14 protein-coding genes are annotated in these 21,403 nt (G+C 40.3%); 10 read left to right on the top strand and 4 right to left on the bottom strand.

Annotation, left to right across the window (positions count from 1 at the left end):
• Positions 1-90 precede the first annotated feature (90 nt).
• Positions 91-1,572 carry a hypothetical protein gene (locus HUW48_RS22600; RefSeq protein ID WP_182413088.1) on the bottom strand — a complete coding sequence of 494 codons (1,482 nt, stop codon included), beginning with the start codon at positions 1,570-1,572 and terminating at the stop codon, positions 91-93.
• 693 nt (positions 1,573-2,265) lie between these two features.
• On the opposite strand from HUW48_RS22600, the gene HUW48_RS22595 reads away from it, so the two are divergent.
• From HUW48_RS22595 to HUW48_RS22550, 10 genes are all read left to right on the top strand, one after another.
• On the top strand, positions 2,266-3,990 hold the full coding sequence (locus HUW48_RS22595; RefSeq protein WP_182413087.1) for an ABC transporter substrate-binding protein: 1,725 nt from the start codon (positions 2,266-2,268) through the stop codon (positions 3,988-3,990).
• Between the two features lie 3 nt (positions 3,991-3,993).
• A complete protein-coding gene (locus HUW48_RS22590; RefSeq protein WP_182413086.1) occupies positions 3,994-5,385 on the top strand; it encodes an ABC transporter permease in 1,392 nt (463 codons plus the stop codon).
• The gene (locus HUW48_RS22585) at positions 5,382-6,488 is read left to right on the top strand and encodes an ABC transporter permease (RefSeq protein WP_182413085.1); all 1,107 of its coding nucleotides are present in this window, start codon (positions 5,382-5,384) and stop codon (positions 6,486-6,488) included. Before HUW48_RS22590 ends, HUW48_RS22585 begins: the two co-directional genes overlap by 4 nt.
• A 308-nt stretch (positions 6,489-6,796) precedes the next feature.
• Complete coding sequence (locus tag HUW48_RS22580) at positions 6,797-7,030, top strand: hypothetical protein (protein ID WP_182413084.1); 234 nt, start codon at positions 6,797-6,799, stop codon at positions 7,028-7,030.
• Between the two features lie 654 nt (positions 7,031-7,684).
• Positions 7,685-10,807, top strand: a complete 3,123-nt coding sequence (locus HUW48_RS22575; RefSeq protein ID WP_182413083.1) for a SusC/RagA family TonB-linked outer membrane protein — start codon at positions 7,685-7,687, stop codon at positions 10,805-10,807.
• A gap of 21 nt (positions 10,808-10,828) precedes the next feature.
• On the top strand, positions 10,829-12,448 hold the full coding sequence (locus HUW48_RS22570; RefSeq protein WP_182413082.1) for a RagB/SusD family nutrient uptake outer membrane protein: 1,620 nt from the start codon (positions 10,829-10,831) through the stop codon (positions 12,446-12,448).
• 250 nt (positions 12,449-12,698) lie between these two features.
• Entirely contained in the window at positions 12,699-13,625 is a 927-nt protein-coding gene (locus HUW48_RS22565) for a sugar phosphate isomerase/epimerase family protein (protein WP_182413081.1), read from the top strand.
• Positions 13,626-13,660: 35 nt separating this feature from the next.
• Positions 13,661-14,431, top strand: coding sequence for a 3-keto-disaccharide hydrolase (locus HUW48_RS22560; RefSeq protein WP_182413080.1), 771 nt, complete (start codon positions 13,661-13,663; stop codon positions 14,429-14,431).
• Between the two features lie 43 nt (positions 14,432-14,474).
• Positions 14,475-15,815 (top strand): Gfo/Idh/MocA family protein, encoded by a 1,341-nt coding sequence (locus HUW48_RS22555; protein ID WP_182413079.1) that lies wholly within the window; start codon positions 14,475-14,477, stop codon positions 15,813-15,815.
• A gap of 131 nt (positions 15,816-15,946) precedes the next feature.
• Entirely contained in the window at positions 15,947-17,038 is a 1,092-nt protein-coding gene (locus HUW48_RS22550; protein WP_182413078.1) for a DUF6807 domain-containing protein, read from the top strand.
• A gap of 173 nt (positions 17,039-17,211) precedes the next feature.
• On the opposite strand, the gene HUW48_RS22545 is transcribed toward HUW48_RS22550, so the two are convergent.
• From HUW48_RS22545 to HUW48_RS22535, 3 genes are all read right to left on the bottom strand, one after another.
• Positions 17,212-17,511, bottom strand: coding sequence for an SH3 domain-containing protein (locus HUW48_RS22545; RefSeq protein WP_182413077.1), 300 nt, complete (start codon positions 17,509-17,511; stop codon positions 17,212-17,214).
• A gap of 294 nt (positions 17,512-17,805) precedes the next feature.
• Entirely contained in the window at positions 17,806-18,477 is a 672-nt protein-coding gene (locus tag HUW48_RS22540) for a hypothetical protein (RefSeq protein ID WP_182413076.1), read from the bottom strand.
• Between the two features lie 357 nt (positions 18,478-18,834).
• Positions 18,835-21,168 carry a penicillin-binding protein 1A gene (locus HUW48_RS22535; protein ID WP_182413075.1) on the bottom strand — a complete coding sequence of 778 codons (2,334 nt, stop codon included), beginning with the start codon at positions 21,166-21,168 and terminating at the stop codon, positions 18,835-18,837.
• Positions 21,169-21,403 lie beyond the last annotated feature (235 nt).

Genomic DNA, 21,403 nt, shown 5'->3' with positions numbered 1-21,403 from the left:
GCTAGTGCAATTAATTATCCTTTGCGTAGATAGGTGCTTACCTCGGACACACGTTAAAATGGTACAATGGCTTAGCCGGTAACTTTAGGATTATTCCTTTAACATTTCTAGAATTAAGGTCCAAAGATGTTCGTAAGGAATAATCTCAATTTCAGCGTAAGCATCGCCGGGAACAGGTGTGGTTTTGAGGCGTTGCAATAAGGTCTCTCCTTTCTTTTTGGACTGCGTGTAATCCAAATCTTCTTTAACCAGCAGCATCAGCATTTTAAAAAGTAATAAGTTTCGTTTACTAAGCTGGTGCGTTAAGTGGCGTCCGGCGTACTTTTTCAGCGATTCAATCCGGTAGCCTAATGCATCGATATCCTGAGCCCGCACGAAATACATATACTGCAAAATTAAAATAGCCACATTAAAACCTTGTTTATCCTTACTGTATTCTGGTACCTGCGAAATTAACTTACGGTAATTAGATTGTTTTAAAACTTCGTCCGAGGGATTTACAAAATAAAGATAAGTGCCATACAACGACCAGCGCTCCTGCGCCGAACGGGAGATTTTTTTGTAAAAAGTATTTCGCATTACTTCGGCGTACAGCTTAGAGGCTTGCTCGTACACACCGGCATGCATGGCCAGCAAAAAGTAGTTTTCCATAAAGGCAAACCAATTATTGGTAGAGCGGTTAAAAACCTGAACAAATGAGGCAGCCGCTTGAAGCCCTTTTTCGTACTCCTTTACCCGTAAATAGGCATACACGTTAATAAACTTATTGTAGCGGTCGTCGAAACGTTTTTTGTTAATCTTGCCTTTTTGCAATAGCTCTTCGGAAAGGGCAGTAGTTTTAAGAATTTCGGCAAAGTTGCCGGTTAGTTCGTGTAAAGAAATATTGAGTTTGTAATAATAATCAAAAATAGTAGCCGAGTGCGTTTTTTTCCAGAGCTCTTCTAATTTCTGTACAACAACTTTTAATTTCTCTAAGTACTTATTTTTAGCCGAAACCGATTTATTTAATTCTAAACGGGAGGTATAATACAAGTCAGCGGCTTCTTGCTCTAATGCAGCTATAGCTCGGTACTTAGCTAGAATATTTTTGGTTTTATAAAAATCTTTATTAGAGGCACTTAACGAGTAATTTTCTAGTAATAACTGGTAGCAGTCAATTACAATTTGAGTAAATTCAGCTTCTTGCGCAAAATCCAGGGCCGTGCGTAAAAGACCAGCAGAAGTAGCGTTTTCGCCTTCGTTCATTAAAGTCCGGGCCTGGTACAATAAAGTAAGGCTTTGCTGTTCGTAGCGATGTGAGATTTTAAGGCTTTGATCTGTAAAATCTAAGAAAAATAAATGATTTAATAATTTTTTACGCAGTCTGGATTTTAGCATCTTTATGCGAGGGTCATTGGGTTTCGATTTATACATTAAGGCAGCAGCTTGCTGATCGGTTTCGCACTGACCCGATTTAATTTTATTAAATAAGTCTACCTCTTTGTTCGTAGATTTATTTTTTAATTCTAATAGAGGGAAATTTTTTTGCCCTCTATTTGTTACTATTCTAACTAATTTGCGCAAATCATCCATCCTAAAAACTGCTCAAGAGTACATTTAAATCAATATCTATAATAGTAAATGATTTATAAGCTTCAAAAAAGTGGCGTTACTTTTTGCTGTAAATATTCCTTTCTAATCTAAATATATAGAAAGATATTTGTATAGTATAATTATCAGTATTTTGTTACTTCTATCAAAATTATTAGCAAAATCTCAATAAAGCAACCTTAGGCCATTTATTCCAAACAAAGATATATAAATAATTATATGTGTTTATTTATATACTTCCCCGGAATTTTAATTGTTACCTTTAATGGCACTTTTTCCTTTTCTAGTCCTATTTTATGTGCCAAATTTGTTTCAACAAAATAACCAACTTGTATAACAATTTAAAGCCATAAAATCATGTTAGAATTACTTATCGCCGCCTTCTTTCAAATTTCTGTAATAACTAGTGGCACTGCTCCAACTGTAACAACAACAACAACAACATCACCTAGTAGCACTACTGTTAAAGCTTCTACTCCCCCTACTGTTTCTACAAGTATTGGTACTTCCGGCTGGGACGACAGAAACTAAAAGTACCTTGTCAAAGGTACGGCATCTGGTACTCATAAACAGGGCTTACTTGCTAAATAAGCTTATATTTTACGCTAAGTAGTAGATTTGTTGTTAACTTGTTTTAGTTTTGTTTAACTTCAAATAAGTTAATAGTATTATCCAATGAGCCTAAAGAAGCTTTTCTTCTTTCTACTACTTTTGTTGTTTGTTAACGCTTGCCAACCTTCGGGTAATAAGGGAGAGGTAGTGGTTAGAGCGGCGGCGGATCCGGAAACTTTAAACCCGATTGCCTTTCATTCGATGAATGCAGGGCAGATTATTGCACTACTGTACCAGTCGCTTTTAACGATAGATTTACAAGACCAGCAATTAAAACCATTATTGGTAGAACAGCTACCAGCGGTACTGCAAGAAAAAGATAAATCGTACTTTACTTACCAGTTGCGTAAAGAAGCTGTTTGGGACGATCAGAAACCAATTACTGCCCAAGATGTAGCTTTTACGTTAAAAGTTATTAAAGCTCCGCTGGTAAAAAATAGTAAATTACGGATAGGCCTGGATTATATTCAGGATATAAAGCTAGACCCGCGTGATCCGCGAAGGTTTACCATTGAATGTAAAGGGTTTGTGCCCGAAATGGGTTGGGAAACCGGTGATTTTGCCATTCTGCCTGCTCACCTGGTTGATCCGGAACGCCTTTTAGCGGGATTTTCCGTGCATAATTTAGTAAATGGTTATGATTCGCTTAGCCAAAATACTAAAATAAAGGCCTTTGCAGATTGGTTTAACAGTGCCCGGTTTACCCGCAATAAAGATTTTTTAAAAGGCAGTGGTGGCTACGAACTAGTTGATTGGAAAACCGGACAATACGTACAACTAAAACAAAAAAAAGATTGGTGGGCAACTCGCCTGAAACCTCAACCATCTTACATTACGGCGCAGCCGGCTTCTATCAATTTTCAGATTATTCCGGAAAGCTACACCGCACTTTTGGCTTTAAATAATGAGCAATTAGATGTTTATTCCGGCATACCCCCTAACAATTTTGTGCAATTACAACGAGATAAATCTTTTTTAGAAAGATATGCTCTTTTTACCCCCGCCACTTACGATTTTACCTATATTGGAATAAACGGCAAAAGCAAGAAGTTTGCGGATAAGCACACGCGACAAGCACTCGCCCATTTATTGGATATTCCTAAGATAATTAAAGTAACCCAACATAACTTTGCCAGACCCACCGTAGGCATCGTAAATCCCATAGACAAGCATTTTTATAACGATAGCATTCAGCCGTATCTCTTTAATTTACGGGAAGCAGAACGTTTGCTGCAAATGGCCGGTTGGCAACAGAATAATAACGGCTGGCAAAAACAGGTAAATGGACAGGTAATTCCCTTAACTATTAAATTTAATTATAAAGTTGGTAATCCTGAGTTTGAGAATATTGCTGCTATTTTTCAGGAAGCTGCCTCTAAAATTCGCATCCCGGTAACTATTGAACCTATAGAAAGCGTTTTATTAAGTAATAAGTTAAGGGAACAAGATTTTGAAGTAACGATTCGCAACGCTACCGGAAACCCAGGAATAATTAATTATAAACCCATTCTGCATTCTGAGAGCGCTGCTGCGGGAGGAGCAAATTTTACTGGTTTTGGTACAAAGCAAAGTGATGCGTTAATTGAGGATATTGTACAAACCACCGATATTTCGCAACGGGCAAGGTTACTTCGCAAATTTCAGGAAGTAATGCACGAAGAAAGTAATCTTATTTTTCTTTACTTTAATATTGATCGGCTTGCCATTCATAAAAATTATACAAATTTAAAAATCTCTTCAATTAAACCCGGCTATGATATTAGTGCCTTTAATTTAAAGAATAATTAAGTGATGCTGCGGTATGTACTTAAACGCTTGCTACTGGTACTGCCTACTCTCTGGATAATTTGTTCTTTAGTTTTTATATTAAGTAAAGTGGTTCCGGGTACTTGTCAGGATTGGCAACAAGGAGAAATTGGCCAAACACTTGATCAGGTAGAATCTCCCGGTCGCACTAATAATCCGGAACCCATTGTTCCTCTTTTTTATTTTTCTATCCGTTCTCAGGCCGAACCCGATACTTTATACCGGGTACAACCAGAAACCCACCGTTTGTTTCTAAAATCTTTAATTTTAACCTACGGTAATTGGCCGGCAATAGCTACTTTTTACCACACGCTTGCAGCTTTAGAAAAGCAGTTGTCACAGATACCGCAATTAGCAATACCTGGTAAGCAGCATCTTACGCAACAGCTCGAATCTGTTTTTAAATTAACAGGTGCAAATCAAATAAGGCAAACTTTAGTAAATGTGGAGCAAGAGGCAAGGCGCCAGTTGTTACCCATTTATTTTATTTCCCAAGTTAAATTAGGGCAGCAACAAGTAAAAATTATTCAGCAGCAAGCGCAGCCAGCCAGTCATTTATTGCCGGCTTTTACTTGGCACGGCACCAAAAATCAATATCATGCTTGGCTCAAAAATTTTATTCTCGGCGATTTAGGAGTTTCCTGCCGCGACCAGGTTCCCGTGAATGAAAAAATTGCCGAAGCATTTACTAATACTTTTTTTATTACTGTTTTAAGTTTAGGCTTAATATTTTTTCTGGCTTTTGAATTAAGTATTTGGTTAAGTAAAGCTAGTCAGTTTAAATGGCGTTCGGTTTTCTTAACTATTTTATACGCTTTAGATAGCGTGCCGCTTTTTATAATTGCTTTGGTTTTACTTACTTTTTTTGCCAGTTCCGCTTATCTTCCTCTTTTTCCAACTTATGGTTCTGGAAGAAATCTCGCGGCTGGAATACCAAAGATTGTTGCCTGGATCTATCAACTACCTTATTTTATTCTACCGGTAATGAGCTTAACCCTAGCTAGTTTGCCTTACGTAACAGGTCAAATATACCAGGCTGTGCAGCATTTACAGCAACGGGATTTTATTCTAACGGCAAGGGCAAAAGGGCTATCAGAACGAGTAGTGTTAAGGCGGCACGTGTTGCGCAATGCTTTGTTACCTGTTATTACGCTTTTTACCGGCTTTCTGCCAGCAGTAATTACGGGAGCCGCCGTAATAGAAAATATTTATTCTATACCGGGTATGGGGCTTTTACTGGTTGGAACGGTGCAGGCCCGCGATTTTCCGGTATTAACGGGTATAGTACTTTATCTGGGCTTAATAAAGATAGGAGCACACATTCTGGCAGATGTATTCTATTTTCTGGCCGACCCACGCATAAGGGTACAGGCATGATTGAAGAAAATGCAACGCGTAGGAGAGGAGCAAACTGGCGCTGGCAAGAGAAACTCGCCGCTGGATACTTATTTATTTTTTTACTGATTGGCTTAGTCGGTCCTCAATCTGGCTGGCTACCAGATCCTAATAAAATAAACTTAGCACAAGCCAATACTCCTCCTTTCAGCTTTTCTACAATTTTAAATAACGAAGCAATTAATTGGCTGGGCACCGATTTATTAGGACGCGATGTTCTGGCTAATCTGGTAACTGGGGCTCAAACCGCTTTACTCGTGAGTGTACCCGCTATGTTGCTCGCCACAATTATTGGAATAGCATTGGGTAGTTTGGCCGGTTTCTGGGGAAATACCGGTTTTCAAGTTTCTTTGGTTTCGTTGGCAGTTAGTGTACTTGTACTCTTAGCAGGTATTTATTATGGCTTTTACATTCAGCAACTTAGTTGGATGCACGCCTTCCAAACAGGTTCAGGAGCAATTTTAAAGCAATTCGGATACTTACTGCTAATTTTTAGTACAATCAGTATTTTAGGTTGGTTAATGGTAAAAGTATTAAAAAGGTTTGGTCTGCAGAAAAAAGTAAATTTACCCGTAGATCAGCTTATCCTTAAGCTGATTGAAATTATAGGATCAGTTCCGCGATTGTTGTTAGTGATGTGTTTGGCGGCTTTTGCCCAACCTGCCCTGATGAATATTGTTTTACTGGCTACTCTTACATATTGGACCAGTATTGCCCGTTTAGTGCGAAGCGAGCTTTTGCAAATAAGAGAATTGCCTTATGTTCAGGCTGCCCGAGCAGTAGGGTTATCTGAAAAACGTATTCTTTTCCGGGAAGCCTTACCAAATGCCTTGCCCCCGGTTATTGTAGCAGTAGCTTTTGGTTTAGGTAGTTTGATGAGCCTGGAAGCCACTTTGTCTTTTTTAAACATAGGTGTACCGGCCGATATTGCTAGTTGGGGAAGAATGATGAAGGGAATTCAGGCTAATTACCAAGCCTGGTGGTTATTGTTTTTTCCGGCACTTACCTTATGTAGTACTATTCTTTCTTTGCAGGTACTGGCGCAACGCATGTTGGTAAAGATAGATCCTGCCCGAAATAACTAAATTATGTTATAAATACGGCTTTTTTGCTGTAAATACTGATTACTTACTTATTATTATCAAGAGTAAGTAACACAACTTTTTAATTTATATTTATATATAAATCAATAGTAATCAATTAGTTGTATTTTGTAATTGTATAATAGGTTATATTGTTTAGTAGTAATAAAGAATAATGCTAAACAAAATTCGTGTTGTATATTCATGTTACTCAGCGTAGCGAATTTTCTTTTTTAAAACATAGAATAACAGTTACTATTGTATGGTAAAATTGAGAAACTACTTAATTATCGAGCGAACAGGAATACTATATGATTAAATTTTCGTGTTTAAAAGTTTACGATGTATGTAAAACTTTTATTTTCCGCGATTTTCGGCCTATAAAACAGAATAACCATTCTGGTCCTTCTGCAATTGCCCCTACCCTGACGGACGTAGTTGGTAATTGTTTTACTGGTAAACCTCAAACAGGTATTGTAATTGGAGGTTATTTTATTCCGGAAGTAGGCACAGAATCACCGGAAGAATTAGTAATTCGTTATTAAAACAAGTTCTTGCATCTATTCTCCGTTCTGCCGATAGGAGTATCCCAATTCTTTTACTTATTCATAAAGCTTTTCGCCAAAAGGTGGCATTGGTACAGAATAGATATTGTAATTCCCCATTTTCTTCCTGCCTGTTACCTCTTTCTTGATTTTTTAATTGTAGTTATTTCATGCTGCTTCACCTTTCCGGGTTAAACCAGTTTTTACGATCCAAAAGCTGAAATATTAATTTAATGCTCTAAGCTTTGCCATAATTTTCCAGAAGAATCTCCAATTTTTTTGAGCTTAACAAAATACTTTTTGTTGAGAACGTTATCGGAAACGTTTGCGTGTATAAATGTTATTTTTTCAGTATTTACTTGCTTGTTATTTGTTTTTAAATTTTGTATGATTGTTGAATCCTTGCTCTAAAAACACTATTTACGTTAGAGCCGCCTGCGTTAAGGTGCAAACACTATAAATTTTAAGATTAAACAATTTTAGAATTTATTAAAGCTTCCATATTATATATTTCCTAATAAAACATAGGGTTTATTCTTATTTGTTTTATTAATCTGTTAATTAGGTTAATCGCTTGCTTTTTAATGCTGGGTTTAATTTAATTTCTTGCAATCCGCTATTTTTAGAAACTTTATAATTTTAATAGTTGCTTATATGAAAAGTTTTACTCTTTGGAACAACTTAAAAATTTGTATTTTATTAATAAGCGCTACCGCTTTTTTTAAGGCTCATGCGGCACCAAGGTCAGAGCCGCATTCGTACTCTTTTAAGCTTGCATCTTCTAAGGTTGGTATAAAGGGAGTAGTATTTGATTGGCAGATAACTGGTAAGGTTACCACTGCTAACAACGAACCTCTACCGGGGGTAACTGTTTTAGTAAAAGGTACCACTCTGGGGGCAACCACTGCTCCCGATGGAACTTATTCATTGGCTATACCCGAAAAACCAGTTACCCTGGTGTTTTCTTTTATTGGGTACACCACTCAGGAAAAACAAATAAATGGGCCTGGTGCCGTAAACATTTCGATGACCGATGATACCAAAGCTTTGCAGGAAGTAGTAGTAGTAGGTTACGGTACGCAAAAGAAAAGCCAGGTAACTGGGGCAATTTCTTCTGTGTCCTCCAAAGAAATATCGGAACTGCCTATTACCAATCCGCAGCAAGCTTTGCAGGGGAGAGCAGCCGGGGTAGAAGTTTTAAGCCAGGGAAGCAGTCCGGGAGGAGGCGTAAACGTGCGTATCCGGGGACGGCGTTCTTTTAATGCCGGTAACGATCCGCTTTTTGTGGTAGATGGTATTCCGCTTTCAGGCGACATCAACGACATAAATCCGCAGGATATTGAATCAATGGAAGTTTTAAAAGATGCTTCTTCTACGGCCATTTACGGGTCCAGGGGGGCCAACGGGGTAGTAATTGTTACAACCAAGAGAGGAGCGCCCGGGAAAATAAGCATTTCCTACGATGGGTATTTTGGGGTAAATAAAATTATTAACCAGTACGATGTAATGAACGGGCCAGAGTTTGCCGAATACAAACGCGAATCGCGCCGGACAGTTGGAAGGTACCCGGCCGGACCTACAGATCCTGCCGCGGATAAACTTATATTTGATGCCGTGGAATTAGAAGGTATTGCTTCGGGCCGTTCTACTAATTACCAGGATTACATTACACGTACGGGTACGCAGCAAAGCCATCAATTAGGCATATCGGGCGGTACCGAAAAAACCCGCTATTCGGTTTCTTTTAATCATTTCTTTGAAAAAGGAGTAACGATTGGCCAGGATTTTACCCGCGATAACATCCGGATTTCCCTGGACCAACAGATTACCGATAAATTAAAATTTGGGGTAACCATGATGGGAAGTTTGGGTAAGCTGAATATTGGGCCTAATCCTTTTGGCGTTACGTTACGGGAAAATCCATTAGGTTCGCCTTACGATGCCAACGGCAACCTGCTTTTTCGGAATACCACGGATGGCGCTCAGACCAACCCTTTGTTAGAAGTAGTACCCAATGCCGTAGTTAATGAAAACCGGCGGGGCCGTATTTTTACCAGCTTATTTGCCGAATACCAAATTGCAAAGGGCTTATCTTACCGCTTAAACTTCGGGCCAGATTATTCTTCGCGGCGTAGCGGCCAGTTTATAGCCAGCCTTACTAATGCTCGTTCGGGCGGAACTCCTTTTGCCCAGAACGATAATAATTATTTATTCTCTTATACTCTGGAAAATATCCTGAACTATAGTAAGAAGTTTAATGAGGTGCATGATTTAAATATTACCGGCTTATTTTCTATTCAAAAAGAGCGTCGTGAATTTTATCAAATCAAGGCAAGTGGTTTAACTTCTGCCAGGCAATTATTTTATAAATTATCACATGCACCAAATATTGAAGGGATAGACAGTGACTTAAACGAAAGTGGTTTATTGTCTTACATGGGTCGGGTTAATTACGGTTTTAGGGATAAATACCTTTTAACGTTAACCACCCGGATTGATGGTTCGTCTAAATTTGCCGGTGAAACTGGATTATTCGGCGATACCAAGAAATATGGTTTTTTCCCTTCAGCAGCCATTGGCTGGCGTATTAGCGAAGAGCCTTTTATAAAGAGTATTGCCTTTATCGATAATTTAAAATTAAGAGCTAGCTATGGTCTTACCGGTAACCAGGGCATAGGCGCTTACGCTACCCAAGGTTCTTTAAACCGGACTACGTATGCTTTTGGAACTACCGGAGCATTTGGATATTCTCCCCGGACTTTAGTAAATCCGGATTTACGCTGGGAAACTACGGCTACCACTAACGTGGGCTTAGATTTTGGATTTATCAATAACCGGATTTCCGGTTCAGTGGAAGTGTACCAGCAGAATACCTTCGATTTATTAATGCCCAGAAACCTGCCCTTTACCAGTGGCTATGGCAGTGTTTTGCAAAATGTAGGAAAAAGCAAAAATTCTGGCTTGGAGATAGCTGTTTCCACGGTAAATGTGGATATGGGAGGAAATGGTTTTAAATGGACTACTGATATTAATTTTAACTCGAACAAAGAGCAAATTGTAGAAATTTATAACGGGAAGAAAGACGATGTAGGAAGTTTGTACTTTATTGGCCAACCCTTAACCGTTTATTATGATTATGAGAAATTAGGAATCTGGCAAACGGCTGAGAAAGACCAGGCTTTACTATACAAGCAGGCGCCCGGTGAAATAAAAGTAAAAGACCTGAATAACGATGGTGCCATTAATGCTTTAGACCGGGTAATATTAGGCTCTGATATTCCGGACTGGTCCGGCGGTATTACCAACCGTTTCAGCTATAAAGGCATTGACTTCTCCTTCTTTATTTTCACCCGCCAGGGAAGTATGATTCAGAGCGATTTGTACAATAACCTGAATTTTTTAGCGGGCCGTTATAATAATATGGACGTAGACTACTGGACCCCCAATAACCCAACCAATGCTTATCCACGGCCAAACCAGAACCAGGAGCGTCCATTGTATAACACTACTATGTCTTATTTCGACGGCTCTTTCACTAAAATTAGAAATATTAGTTTAGGATATAACATTCCAACGGCTATTAGTAATAAATTAAAAATGGCCTCTTTACGGGTTTATGCCAGTGCGCAAAATCCTTTTATTTTCTCCAATTACGGCAATAACCTGGATCCGGAACAAGCCCGGGGGCGCAACAACGACCGGGAACAATCAAACTTAATTAGCATCGGAACGCCGTCTGCCCGACTGATTATGTTTGGATTAAACGCTAAGTTTTAATTAAAAGAAAGCATTTATTTTATGAAGAAGATATTATTACTAATAGGCAGTCTGGCTTTTTTTAGTCAAGCTTGTAAGGATGTTCTGGACGAAAAAGTAGTATCCAGTGTTACTCCGGAGTATTATGCAACCGCTACGGGTTTCGAAGACGCAGTAAAAGCATCGTACGAACCCTTACGGACCTGGTACGGAACCCAGCGCGGTTTTACGCTCACGGTTTTTGGTACCGATACCTATACCAAAGGTGCCGACGGCGATTATAAATTCGTAAACGATTATACTCCTAATTTAAATGCGCAGGTAGATTATATCCGGGATCTCTGGAATGATTTTTACCGGGCTATTAACACTACTAATACAGTAATTGATCGGGCTCCTACCATTCAATTAGATGAAACCCTAAAAGGCATTCGGGTAGCAGAGGCTAGATTTTTGCGAGCGCAGTATTATTTTGTGCTGGTACAAACCTACGGACCATTGCATTTGGCTCTTAAAGAAACTACCGACGTACAGATCACCGCCAGCCGGTCGCCGGTAAAAGATGTGTACGATGTTATTGTCTCTGACCTGGAAAGTGCCATTGCCGTATTACCAGCAAAACAAAACGATTACGGGCGGGCTACTAAACCCGCTGCGGAACACTTATTAGCTAAAGTGCTTTTAACCCGGGCAAGTATTCCGGAGGCCGCTAAACCAGACGATAACCAACGGGCAGCAGATCTGGCCAAAGGAGTAATTTCTAACTATGATTTTGCTTTATTGCCCAGGTTTGCTTCGGTGTTTGATCAGGGCAACCAGCAGCACTCCGAAGTGGTATGGTCGGTGCAATATACCCAGGATTTAATAACAAATAGTACGGGTAATAGTGGGCACCTTTACTTTTTAATGGAATACGATGCCGGCCATAAAGGAACAATGCGCGATATCGCCAATGGTCGTCCGTTTAAGCGATTTAAGCCTACTTTGTATACGCTCGACTTATTCGATCGCACCAAAGATTCGCGCTACGACGGCTCCTTTAAGCAAGTGTTTTACGCCAATAATCCGGCTACTCTAGCTCCTGGTATGAAACTGGGCGATACAGCTATTTGGGTAGCACCTTATGATGTTCCCGCAGAAGTAAAAGCAACTAAAAATTATGAAATTATTGATCGGACGGCCGTATTAGCTCCGGGTAATTACCGTTATTTTCCTTCATTAAGTAAATTTTTAGATCCCCTTCGGCCTTCCATACAGCATGAACCCGGTTCCCGCGATTTTATGGTGGCCCGTTTAGCAGAAACGTATCTTATTGCCGCCGAAGCTTTGTATAAAGTTGGAAATATTGAAGAAGCGGTACAATATATAAACGCAGTGCGGCGCCGGGCAGCTTTGCCCGGTAAAGAAACAGCCATGGAAATAACAGCTGACCAACTCAACATAGATTTTATTTTAGATGAGCGGGCCCGCGAGTTATTAGGAGAAATGGATCGTTGGTTTGATTTAGTAAGAACCGGTACCTTAATAGATCGGGTTAAAAAATATAATCCGGATGGTGCTCCCAATATTCAACCGTTCCATGTACTGCGCCCAATTCCAAACGACCAAATTGACCGGACTGAAGGAGGAGCGGCTTCTTTCCCGCAAAATCCTGGTTATTAATCTAATACTCTTCTTTACTAAAACAGAGCTGTTGCTTAAAAAAAGGCTCTGTTTTAGTATTCCGATAACATTAACGGAAACGTTACCGGAAAAAATCTTACTTTTTTACTATGATAGGAAGGTAAAATAATATAAGTTTAAAAAGCGTAAGTGCCCAATTTTTATTTTTTAAGCTTATTGGGCTGTGTTTTTATGAGTTTATCTAAAATCTTTTCTTAGATAAATTATTAAAAGTGTTCAACTAAATACCATGTCAGTAAAAGTAACCCGTCGTCAATTTATAAGCCATCTTGGTTTTGCAACTGTTGCCGTTCCCATTATTGTTAACTCACCTCAAACTTTCGCAGCGGCTTTAGCGGCTTCCGGAATTAAGTTTGGTTACTCGGCTATTACCTGGGGCGGCAACGATGTACAAGCCATTAAAGAAATCTCCCAATTAGGTTTTACCGGTATTCAGTTACGGGCCAATACCTATCCGGAATACGGCCAGAAACCCGCTGAACTTAAAAAGCTATTAGACGAGGCGAAACTAGAGCTAGCCATGTTTTCGAGCGGTAACGCTAATATAAATACCGGCAACGACGAAGCCGAAATCAGCAAGCACGTAACCCACGCTAAATTCGTGAAAGCCCTGGGCGGTAAATACATTCAGGTAACTAATTCATCGCGGCCAAAAAACGGGGCTCCTACCGAAGAAGATTTAGTAAAATATGGTAAGATGCTAACCGAAGTAGGCAAACGTACGCAACCGCTAGGCATCGAAACTACTTACCACAACCACATGCATCAACTCGGCGAAACGCCGGAAGAAGTAGACGTAATTCTGAAAAATACTGACCCTAAATACGTGAGTTTGCTGCTAGATGTAGCGCATTACCAGCAAGGAGGCGGCGATCCGGCCAAAGCCATTCGGCAATACAAAAATCGGCTGAAAGCTTTGCACATTAAAGACGTACGCGATAAAAATGCTATTGACCCCAGCAAACCTTATCAGTTCGTGGAATTAGGCCAGGGACGGGTAAACTTTCCGGGCATTTTTGCCGCTTTAAAAGAAGTAAATTTTAAAGGTTACGCCATTATTGAATTGGATGCTGTGCCCGAGAAAAACCGCACTCCCCTGGAAAGTGGCCAGATAACGCGCAATTACTTGAAAAATCAGCTAAAGTTTAACATCTGATTTTCATTTGCTTAAGTATAATAGAATAATTAATAATGAAAAAAATAGAAAAATGTATTCTTACTGGTTTTGTTGTTCTCAGCTTTTGGGGTACTGGCTTGGCCCAAGAAAGCGCAAGTAAAAGTGTGGCGAAAAATCAGCCGGTTAATACCTTAACGGCCACTGAAAAAAAACAAGGCTGGCAATTGCTCTTTGATGGTAAAACGACGAACGGTTGGCGTGGAGCGCATAAAGAGGCATTCCCGACGCAAGGGTGGCAGATTGAAAACGGCGAATTAACCGTTTTACAGTCCGATGGCGCTGAATCGCGGAATGGCGGTGATATTGTAACAAATCAGCAATACGGCAATTTTGAACTAACCCTTGAAGCTAAACTAACCGAAGGTGCTAACAGCGGGGTTAAATATTTTGTCACTGAAAAAGAACCTGCGCATCCGGGCTCAGCTATTGGCCTGGAGTATCAGATTTTAGATGATGTCCGCCACCCCGACGCTAAAATGGGTAAAAACGGAAATCGTACTATTGGTTCATTGTACGATTTAATTCCGGCCAAAAACAAAAAGGCCAAACCCATTGGCGAATGGAACCAGGTACGCATTGTGTCGAAGAACAACCTCGTAGAACACTGGCTCAACGGCACCAAAGTAGTAGAATACACCCGGGCCAGTCCGGAGTACCGGGCCTTGGTAGCGCAAAGTAAATACAAAGACTATCCTAATTTTGGGGAAGCTGCCCAAGGGCGTATTTTATTGCAGGACCACGGTAACACGGTGTATTACCGCAATATTAAAATCAGAACGCTTTAATTAGCAGATATAATTAAATAGTGCTATCAAACTTTAATTAATAATGGAAAATCATAACGAAAACTCCCGGCGAGAATTTATTAAAAAAGCTGCTTTAGGCACCCTAAGTGTAGCAGCTATGGGCATCAGTGCCAAAAGTTACGGCCGCATTATGGGCGCTAACGACCGCGTAAATGTGGGCATTGTGGGTTTCTCGAACCGGTTTAAAAGCTCCCTGGTTCCTTCTTTCCTGGACCACCATAAAGAATTAAATTTTGATTTTGTAGCTGTTTCTGATATCTGGAACCGCCGCCGCGATGAAGCCGAAGCGTATATTAAAGAAAAAGCCGGTATGAAAATTAAAAAATACCGCAACAACGATGAGCTATACGCTAATAAAAATATTGATGCTGTTATTATTTCTACCGCCGATTTTCAGCATGCTTTAATGGGAGTGGAGGCCGTTAAAGCCGGTCGCGATGCCTACATTGAAAAGCCGATGGCCGAGAGTATGGAAGATGCCCGGGCTATTTTAAAAGCCGTAGAAGAATCGGACAGAATTGTGCAGATTGGTTCGCAACGCCGTAGCGCACCTAATTACATTGCCGCTAATGAATTTATCCGGTCCGGTAAATTTGGTGATATTACCATGGTAGAAATGTGCTGGAACGTAAACCAGCCCGGCCGCTGGCGGGTACCGCTTACCAAAGAAATCCGCAAAGAAGATACTGATTGGGATCGTTTCCTGATGAACCGTCCGAAAGAAGCCTGGGATCCACGAAAGTATTTGGAATTCCGTTTATTTTACCCGTATTCAACTGGTATTCCGGGCCAATGGATGTCGCACCAGATTGATACCGTACATTGGTTTACCGGTTTAGAACACCCACGCAGCGTATCGGCTAACGGCGGTATTTACATGTGGAAAGATGGCCGCAAAAATGCCGATACCATGACTGCTGTGTTTGATTATGGTCCGAAAGACGATATGAGCAAAGGCTTCCAGGTAGTATTCTCGTCGCGGTTCCATAATGGGGCAGGCGGTACGAAAGAATTGTACTACTCTAATGGCGGTATGATGAACCTGGATACGAACAAGATTACTTCAGAGGGCGGTTTAACGCAGAAAATGGCCGACGAAATGGGTATGAAAGCCAACCTTTTACAGGAATTTACTTTACCGAATGCCGCTAAAATGGAAACTGCCGCTAATACCGGTGGCGACCCAATGACCTCCTTGCACATGCGCAATTGGATGGAATGCGTACGCAGCCGTAAAACTCCGAATGCTTCGGTGCGGGCCGGTTACAATCACTCTGTAGCCAACCAAATGACCTATGCGGCTTTAACTACCGGTAAAAAAATTACTTTCGACGATGCCAAACAAGATTTAACCGTTAGCTAAAAGATTTATTAGCTATAAAACTCTTGTTGATGCTTATTATGGGAAGGGGTGGTAATACGAAAGTTTATCATCCCTTTTTCTTAAAAAAATACTTTGTTTTGAAATACCTTGTATCTGCTAGTATGCTAATTATGAAGCAAAAAAAATATTTCCCCTTGCTGCCAATCGGGCTCTTTACCATTTTACTTGTTAGCGTTAGTTTTATTTTAAAACCTCAGAATCCGCCGAAATCTAAAGCTCAAAAATTTACTTTAGTAGCCGATGAAAAAAGTAAGCGGGTAGATGTTTTAGTAAATGGACAACCATTTACGTCTTATTTTTACCCGGATGACTTAATGAAGCCGGTTTTGTACCCCATACGCACCGCTAAAGGAACACTCATTACCCGGGGCTGGCCTTATGACCCGCGTCCAGGTGAGCGCGTCGACCATCCGCACCACGTAGGCTTGTGGTTTAACTACGGCGATGTAAATGGTCTTGATTTTTGGAATAATTCTACTGCCATTGAAGCCGATAAGAAAAATAGTTACGGTACCATTAAGCACCGGAAAGTAACCAAAATGACAAACGGGGAAAACCAGGCCGAACTTGCCGTAACCATGGACTGGCAGAAACCCGATGGTACTAACTTATTGCGTGAGGATACTCGTTTTGTATTCAGTGGCAAAGGAAACGACCGCTACATCGACCGGATTACCACCCTTACGGCTTTACAGGAAGACGTTTCTTTTAAAGATAACAAAGAAGGAGTAATTGGCCTCCGGTTGGCTCGTGAATTAGAACATCCGTCAGATAAACCAGAAGTTTTTACTGATGCAAGTGGCAAAGCTACTCCAGTAGCAAAGTTAAATAACGAAGGCGTAACGGGTAAATACCGCAGTTCTGAAGGTAAAGAAGGCGATGCCGTATGGGGTACGCGGGGTAAATGGGTAAACTTAACAGGAAAAATCAATCAGGAACCCGTATCCGTAGTAATGCTCGATAATCCGCAGAATGTGGGCTTCCCTACTTATTGGCACGCTCGTGGTTACGGTTTATTCGCCGCAAATCCTCTGGGTCAAAAAGCATTGAGCGACGGTAAAGAAGAACTAAATTACAAACTGCCGGCTGGTAAATCAATTACATTCCGCCACCGCTTGATTGTTCACTCCGGTAGTACCCTTACCGACGACCAGATTAACGCCGAATACCAGAAGTTTGCCGGCAAAAACAGCAAGATGTAAAGAATTAAATTAAGGGAAAGTATACCTTAAAGATCTACTAATAAATAAAGCTATTGCTTTGTAATATTTAATAGCTTCAACTTTATTCTAAATAAATTAGGTATACCCATAAAAAACAAAAGGTGAACTTACGGGTTCACCTTTTGTTTTTGCCTTCCGGCTAAATTAGAACCTTAGCGAGTAGCAAGAGCTTTTGATTGGGGTTGTGCTTTCAGGTTAGTTAATTCCGAAAATAATACATAACCTACTTTGTCATTCACTTTTACCAAAGCCCAATGCGTGTTCCATTTACGAATGAGTTCTACCCGGTCGGCAGTAGTAACAGTTTCAATAACGGGGGTGGAAGTGCCGGCTTGCTGAAACATTTTTACATTGTTGTTCCGAACTTGCACCACCATTAAGGGAGTTTTATTGTCGGCCATTGCAAAACCTAATTGAGCAATCAGCACGAAAGAAAGAAGAAGCTTTTTCATAGTTTTATTTCTTTAGTTTGCGTTTTTTATTTTGAAAATCAGGTATTTTAATAATTGATCTCGTTTAGAGGTTTTGCAACGGTTGTGCCAAAACTATAAAAGACTAAATAAGGGCTTTCAATAGCTGTTTTTGAAGAATTTTAGTTAAAAAGTTGTACGTTTCCGGACGTAACTGTCCGGTTTAGTGTTCGGTTATAGCACAGCTCCGGCAAATTCAGGGGATAAGGGAAATATGTAAAACAAAACAGCCGCTCTTTCGAAGCGGCTGTTTTGTTTTACGGGTGAATTAAATTACTACTGACTTATTTGATTAAAGTGGCTAACGATTACCACCAAGTCGCGGGCATTATCATAATCTAATTTATTAGCCGAAATAAAGGCTTTCATTTCTTTATTTTTCTTTCCGAAAATATCTTCCAGGTCGCGTTTTGGTCGGCGTAAAGCAATTATATTGTTATCAGGGGTATGTAAGTAAAATAAATCTTGCACTTGTTCTACGTAGCGGGAGTAATTGCCATAGCCATAAGGGTCGTAATAACGTCCATAACCGGCGTACATGGGCCCCGTATTCATGTTGCGACGCACAATGGTTTCACGTTTCACCAGGCTGTATTTGCCTTCGTTTAATTGTTCAAAAAATGCCGGCGCTTTGTAATCGCTGTAATCATTACCCCGGTTCCACATGTAGGGTTTAAACGTTTGCGAAAAACGACCATCTGAAACAGTAAAGCTAACTACATTTACCGGCGCATAGGCCTGAATAGAACCATCTTTTAAGGTAACCCGCACAATATCTTCGGTACGATGGTAGGTTAATGGGCCACTTAACGTATCGCCGGAAGTTAAAACTACCCGCCCTTTCGGCCATTCCTGAATATCTACGCGCTGGGCCCTAACGGAACCATTAATAAAGTAAAAACTGAGTAATATTAAAAAGTAAAAAAATAGTTTATTTATCTTAAACATAGCATAATTCTGTTACAACCAATTATATCATTCTACCCTTGTATAACGTTTTTTCTGCCAAAATATGGCACTTAAATACTATTATTTTTTTATTAAATTAATAATTTTCGAAGCTATTTTCAACCAATTCTTGCAATTATTTCAAATTAAGATTTATATAATAAAAAATTATAAATGTTTTGTCTTAGATGAATTGGGCTGATAACTATTTAACTCTTAATAAGGAATATGGATCAGGTTTACGGTAGTTACCTTACAAAAAAGAGAAAAGCCATAAAGATAAGTGGTACTAAACGCCCAAAATATCATATTGATTCAGGCCTTTAATACCACTTATCCTTATTTACCTATTCTTAGCTAAATATCATCCGGTAAACTATCGTTGAGTTTTTCTAATAATTGATCCGTAGAAACAGAATCGGTTTTGGGAGCGGAGTAACGCGGAGTAGGGCAATAATAATTTTTTCGGATTTTTACCGTTGGTTTCGGGAATCGACCCATTTTATAGCCTAGTTCTTTTTCTTTGTAGAGCTTTTCCATAAACAACCCAAAGATGGGCAGCGCTGTTTTAGAGCCTTCGCCGGTAGCTGAAGTCCGGAAATGGATGCTGCGATCTTCGCCACCTACCCATACTCCCGAAACTAAATCTTTGGTAATGCCCATGTACCAGCCATCGGAATAATTAGAAGTAGTACCTGTTTTGCCACCAATTTCGTTGCCGTTTTTCCAGAGGTCGTATTCCCATAAAGCCTGCGATGTACCACCGGGTTCTTCCATGCCCCCTTTAAGCATGTGCACCATTAAAAAGGCAGTTTCTTCGCTGATTACCTTTTTTTGTTTCGGGCTGAACTGGTGAATTACGTTGCCGTTCCGGTCTTCGATGCGGGTAACAAACATAGGGTCGCTCCGGAAACCGTTGTTCACGAAGGTAGCATACGCACTTACCATGTCGTACACCGATACATCGCCACCCGAGCCTAAACCAATAGAAGGAACAGATTGTAAGGGCGTAGTAATACCTAAGCGATGTGCGTATTGCGCTACTCTATCCCAACCTACCTGCTCTGTTAACTGGGCCGTTACTGAATTTACGGAGCGGGCCATAGCTTGACGTAAAGTCATGTTAATACCGGTATAAGATCGGGTTACATTGTTGGGCTGCCACTCCATAGGCTTGCCGTTTTCAACGTATTTTATGGTAATTCGCTCGTCGCGGATGCGGTCGCAGGGAGTGTAACCGTTGTCCAGGGCTGTTAAGTAAACGAAAGGTTTAAAAGTAGAACCCGCCTGTCGCTTGGCCTGACGCACGTGATCGTATTTGAAATATTTAAAATTAATTCCTCCTACCCAGGTTTTTATTTGTCCGGTAAATGGGTCCATGGTCATCATGCCAGCGTGCAGGTAACGCTTATAATAACGTAAAGAATCAAGAGGGCTTAAGGTAGTATCTTTTTCGCCTTGCCAGGTAAAAACCGTCATTTTACGGGGCGAATTCATCAATTCATTAATTTTTGCCTGATCTTTGCCGTAAAGCCGTTTTAACTTGTGGTAATATTCCGTTCGTTGCGCAATGGTCTCGATAAAATTGGGTATTTCATTATCTTTCTCATCTACCCAAGGATTTTTGCCTTTCCAGTGGCGGTTAAATTTCTTTTGCAAATCACGCATTTTTTCTTCTACCGCTTGCTCCGCTAAAGCCTGCATGCGCGAGTCAATGGTGGTGTAAATTTTTAAACCGCTGGTATAAATATCGTATTTTTCGTAACCGGCTTTTTTATTTTCTTCTTCGCACCATTTTTTTACAAAATCGTTTACGGCGCCTCTAAAATAAGTAGCGGGTCCTTCGTAATGTTTTTCTATTTTGTATTTTAAGGTAATAGGTAAAGCTTTTAAAGAATCGGCTGCTGCTTTGGTTACAATGCGGTATTTCGCCATTTTATCAATCACGAAATTTCGTTTTGCCAGCGCATTTTTCGGGTTAAATTTAGGACTGTACCGCGAGGGTGCATTTACTAAACCTACCATCATGGCCGCCTCTTCGGGCTTTAAACTATCCGGCGACGTACTAAAAAATGTTTTGGAAGCTACTTTTATTCCGTAAGAATTCGAACCAAAGTCTACTGTATTCAGGTACATGGTTAAAATTTCTTCTTTGGTATAATTGCGCTCGAGCTGCACCGCCAAAGTCCACTCCTTGGTTTTACTAATAAGCGTATTTAATACCGGGATATGCCCCAGGGCGCCCCGCGAATCGTCGGTACGGGTTTTATACAGATTTTTAGCCAACTGTTGCGTAATGGTACTACCACCCCGTTTTTCCCCACGCAATGTAAAATAAAAAACAGATCCAAGCGCTCGTGCGTCGATGCCGGAATGTTGGTAAAACCGTACATCTTCGGTGGCAACCAGCGTTTTAATGAGTATAGGTGAGATTTTACCGTAGGATACCGGGCTACGGTTTTCAGTAAAATACTTACCAATTAATAAGCCATCGGCGGTATATAGTTCTGACGCAATTTCGCTGCTGGGATTTTCCAGGTTTTCGAGACCAGGCGAGGAGCCGAATAAATACAGAAAATTTACTGAAACAAATACTACATAAATAACCAGGAACACCAACCCTACCAGAAAACCCCGCCAAAGAAAATTGACAATCTTTTGATATATAGATCTTTGTTGCTTTTCAGCCATTCTATCCAAACAAAATCAACAATAAGAAACAATTTTTCCTGCTAGAAAAAATCGGACGTAAATATACTCTATCCAGCTTACATAAACGGACTTGAGCTAAAAAATAATGCGTCAACTGCCCTATGTAACGTGGGTATCTGCTAAATCAACGCCTAGTTTCATTAAAAAAGTTCTTATTTACCTCCTATTTGCTTAACTATAAGTGGCACTTCTACTTCATCGTATCGGTTAAGAA

The sequence above is a fragment of the Adhaeribacter radiodurans genome, from assembly GCF_014075995.1.
GTDB lineage: Bacteria > Bacteroidota > Bacteroidia > Cytophagales > Hymenobacteraceae > Adhaeribacter > Adhaeribacter radiodurans.
This window is presented reverse-complemented; position numbering and strand designations above follow the sequence as displayed.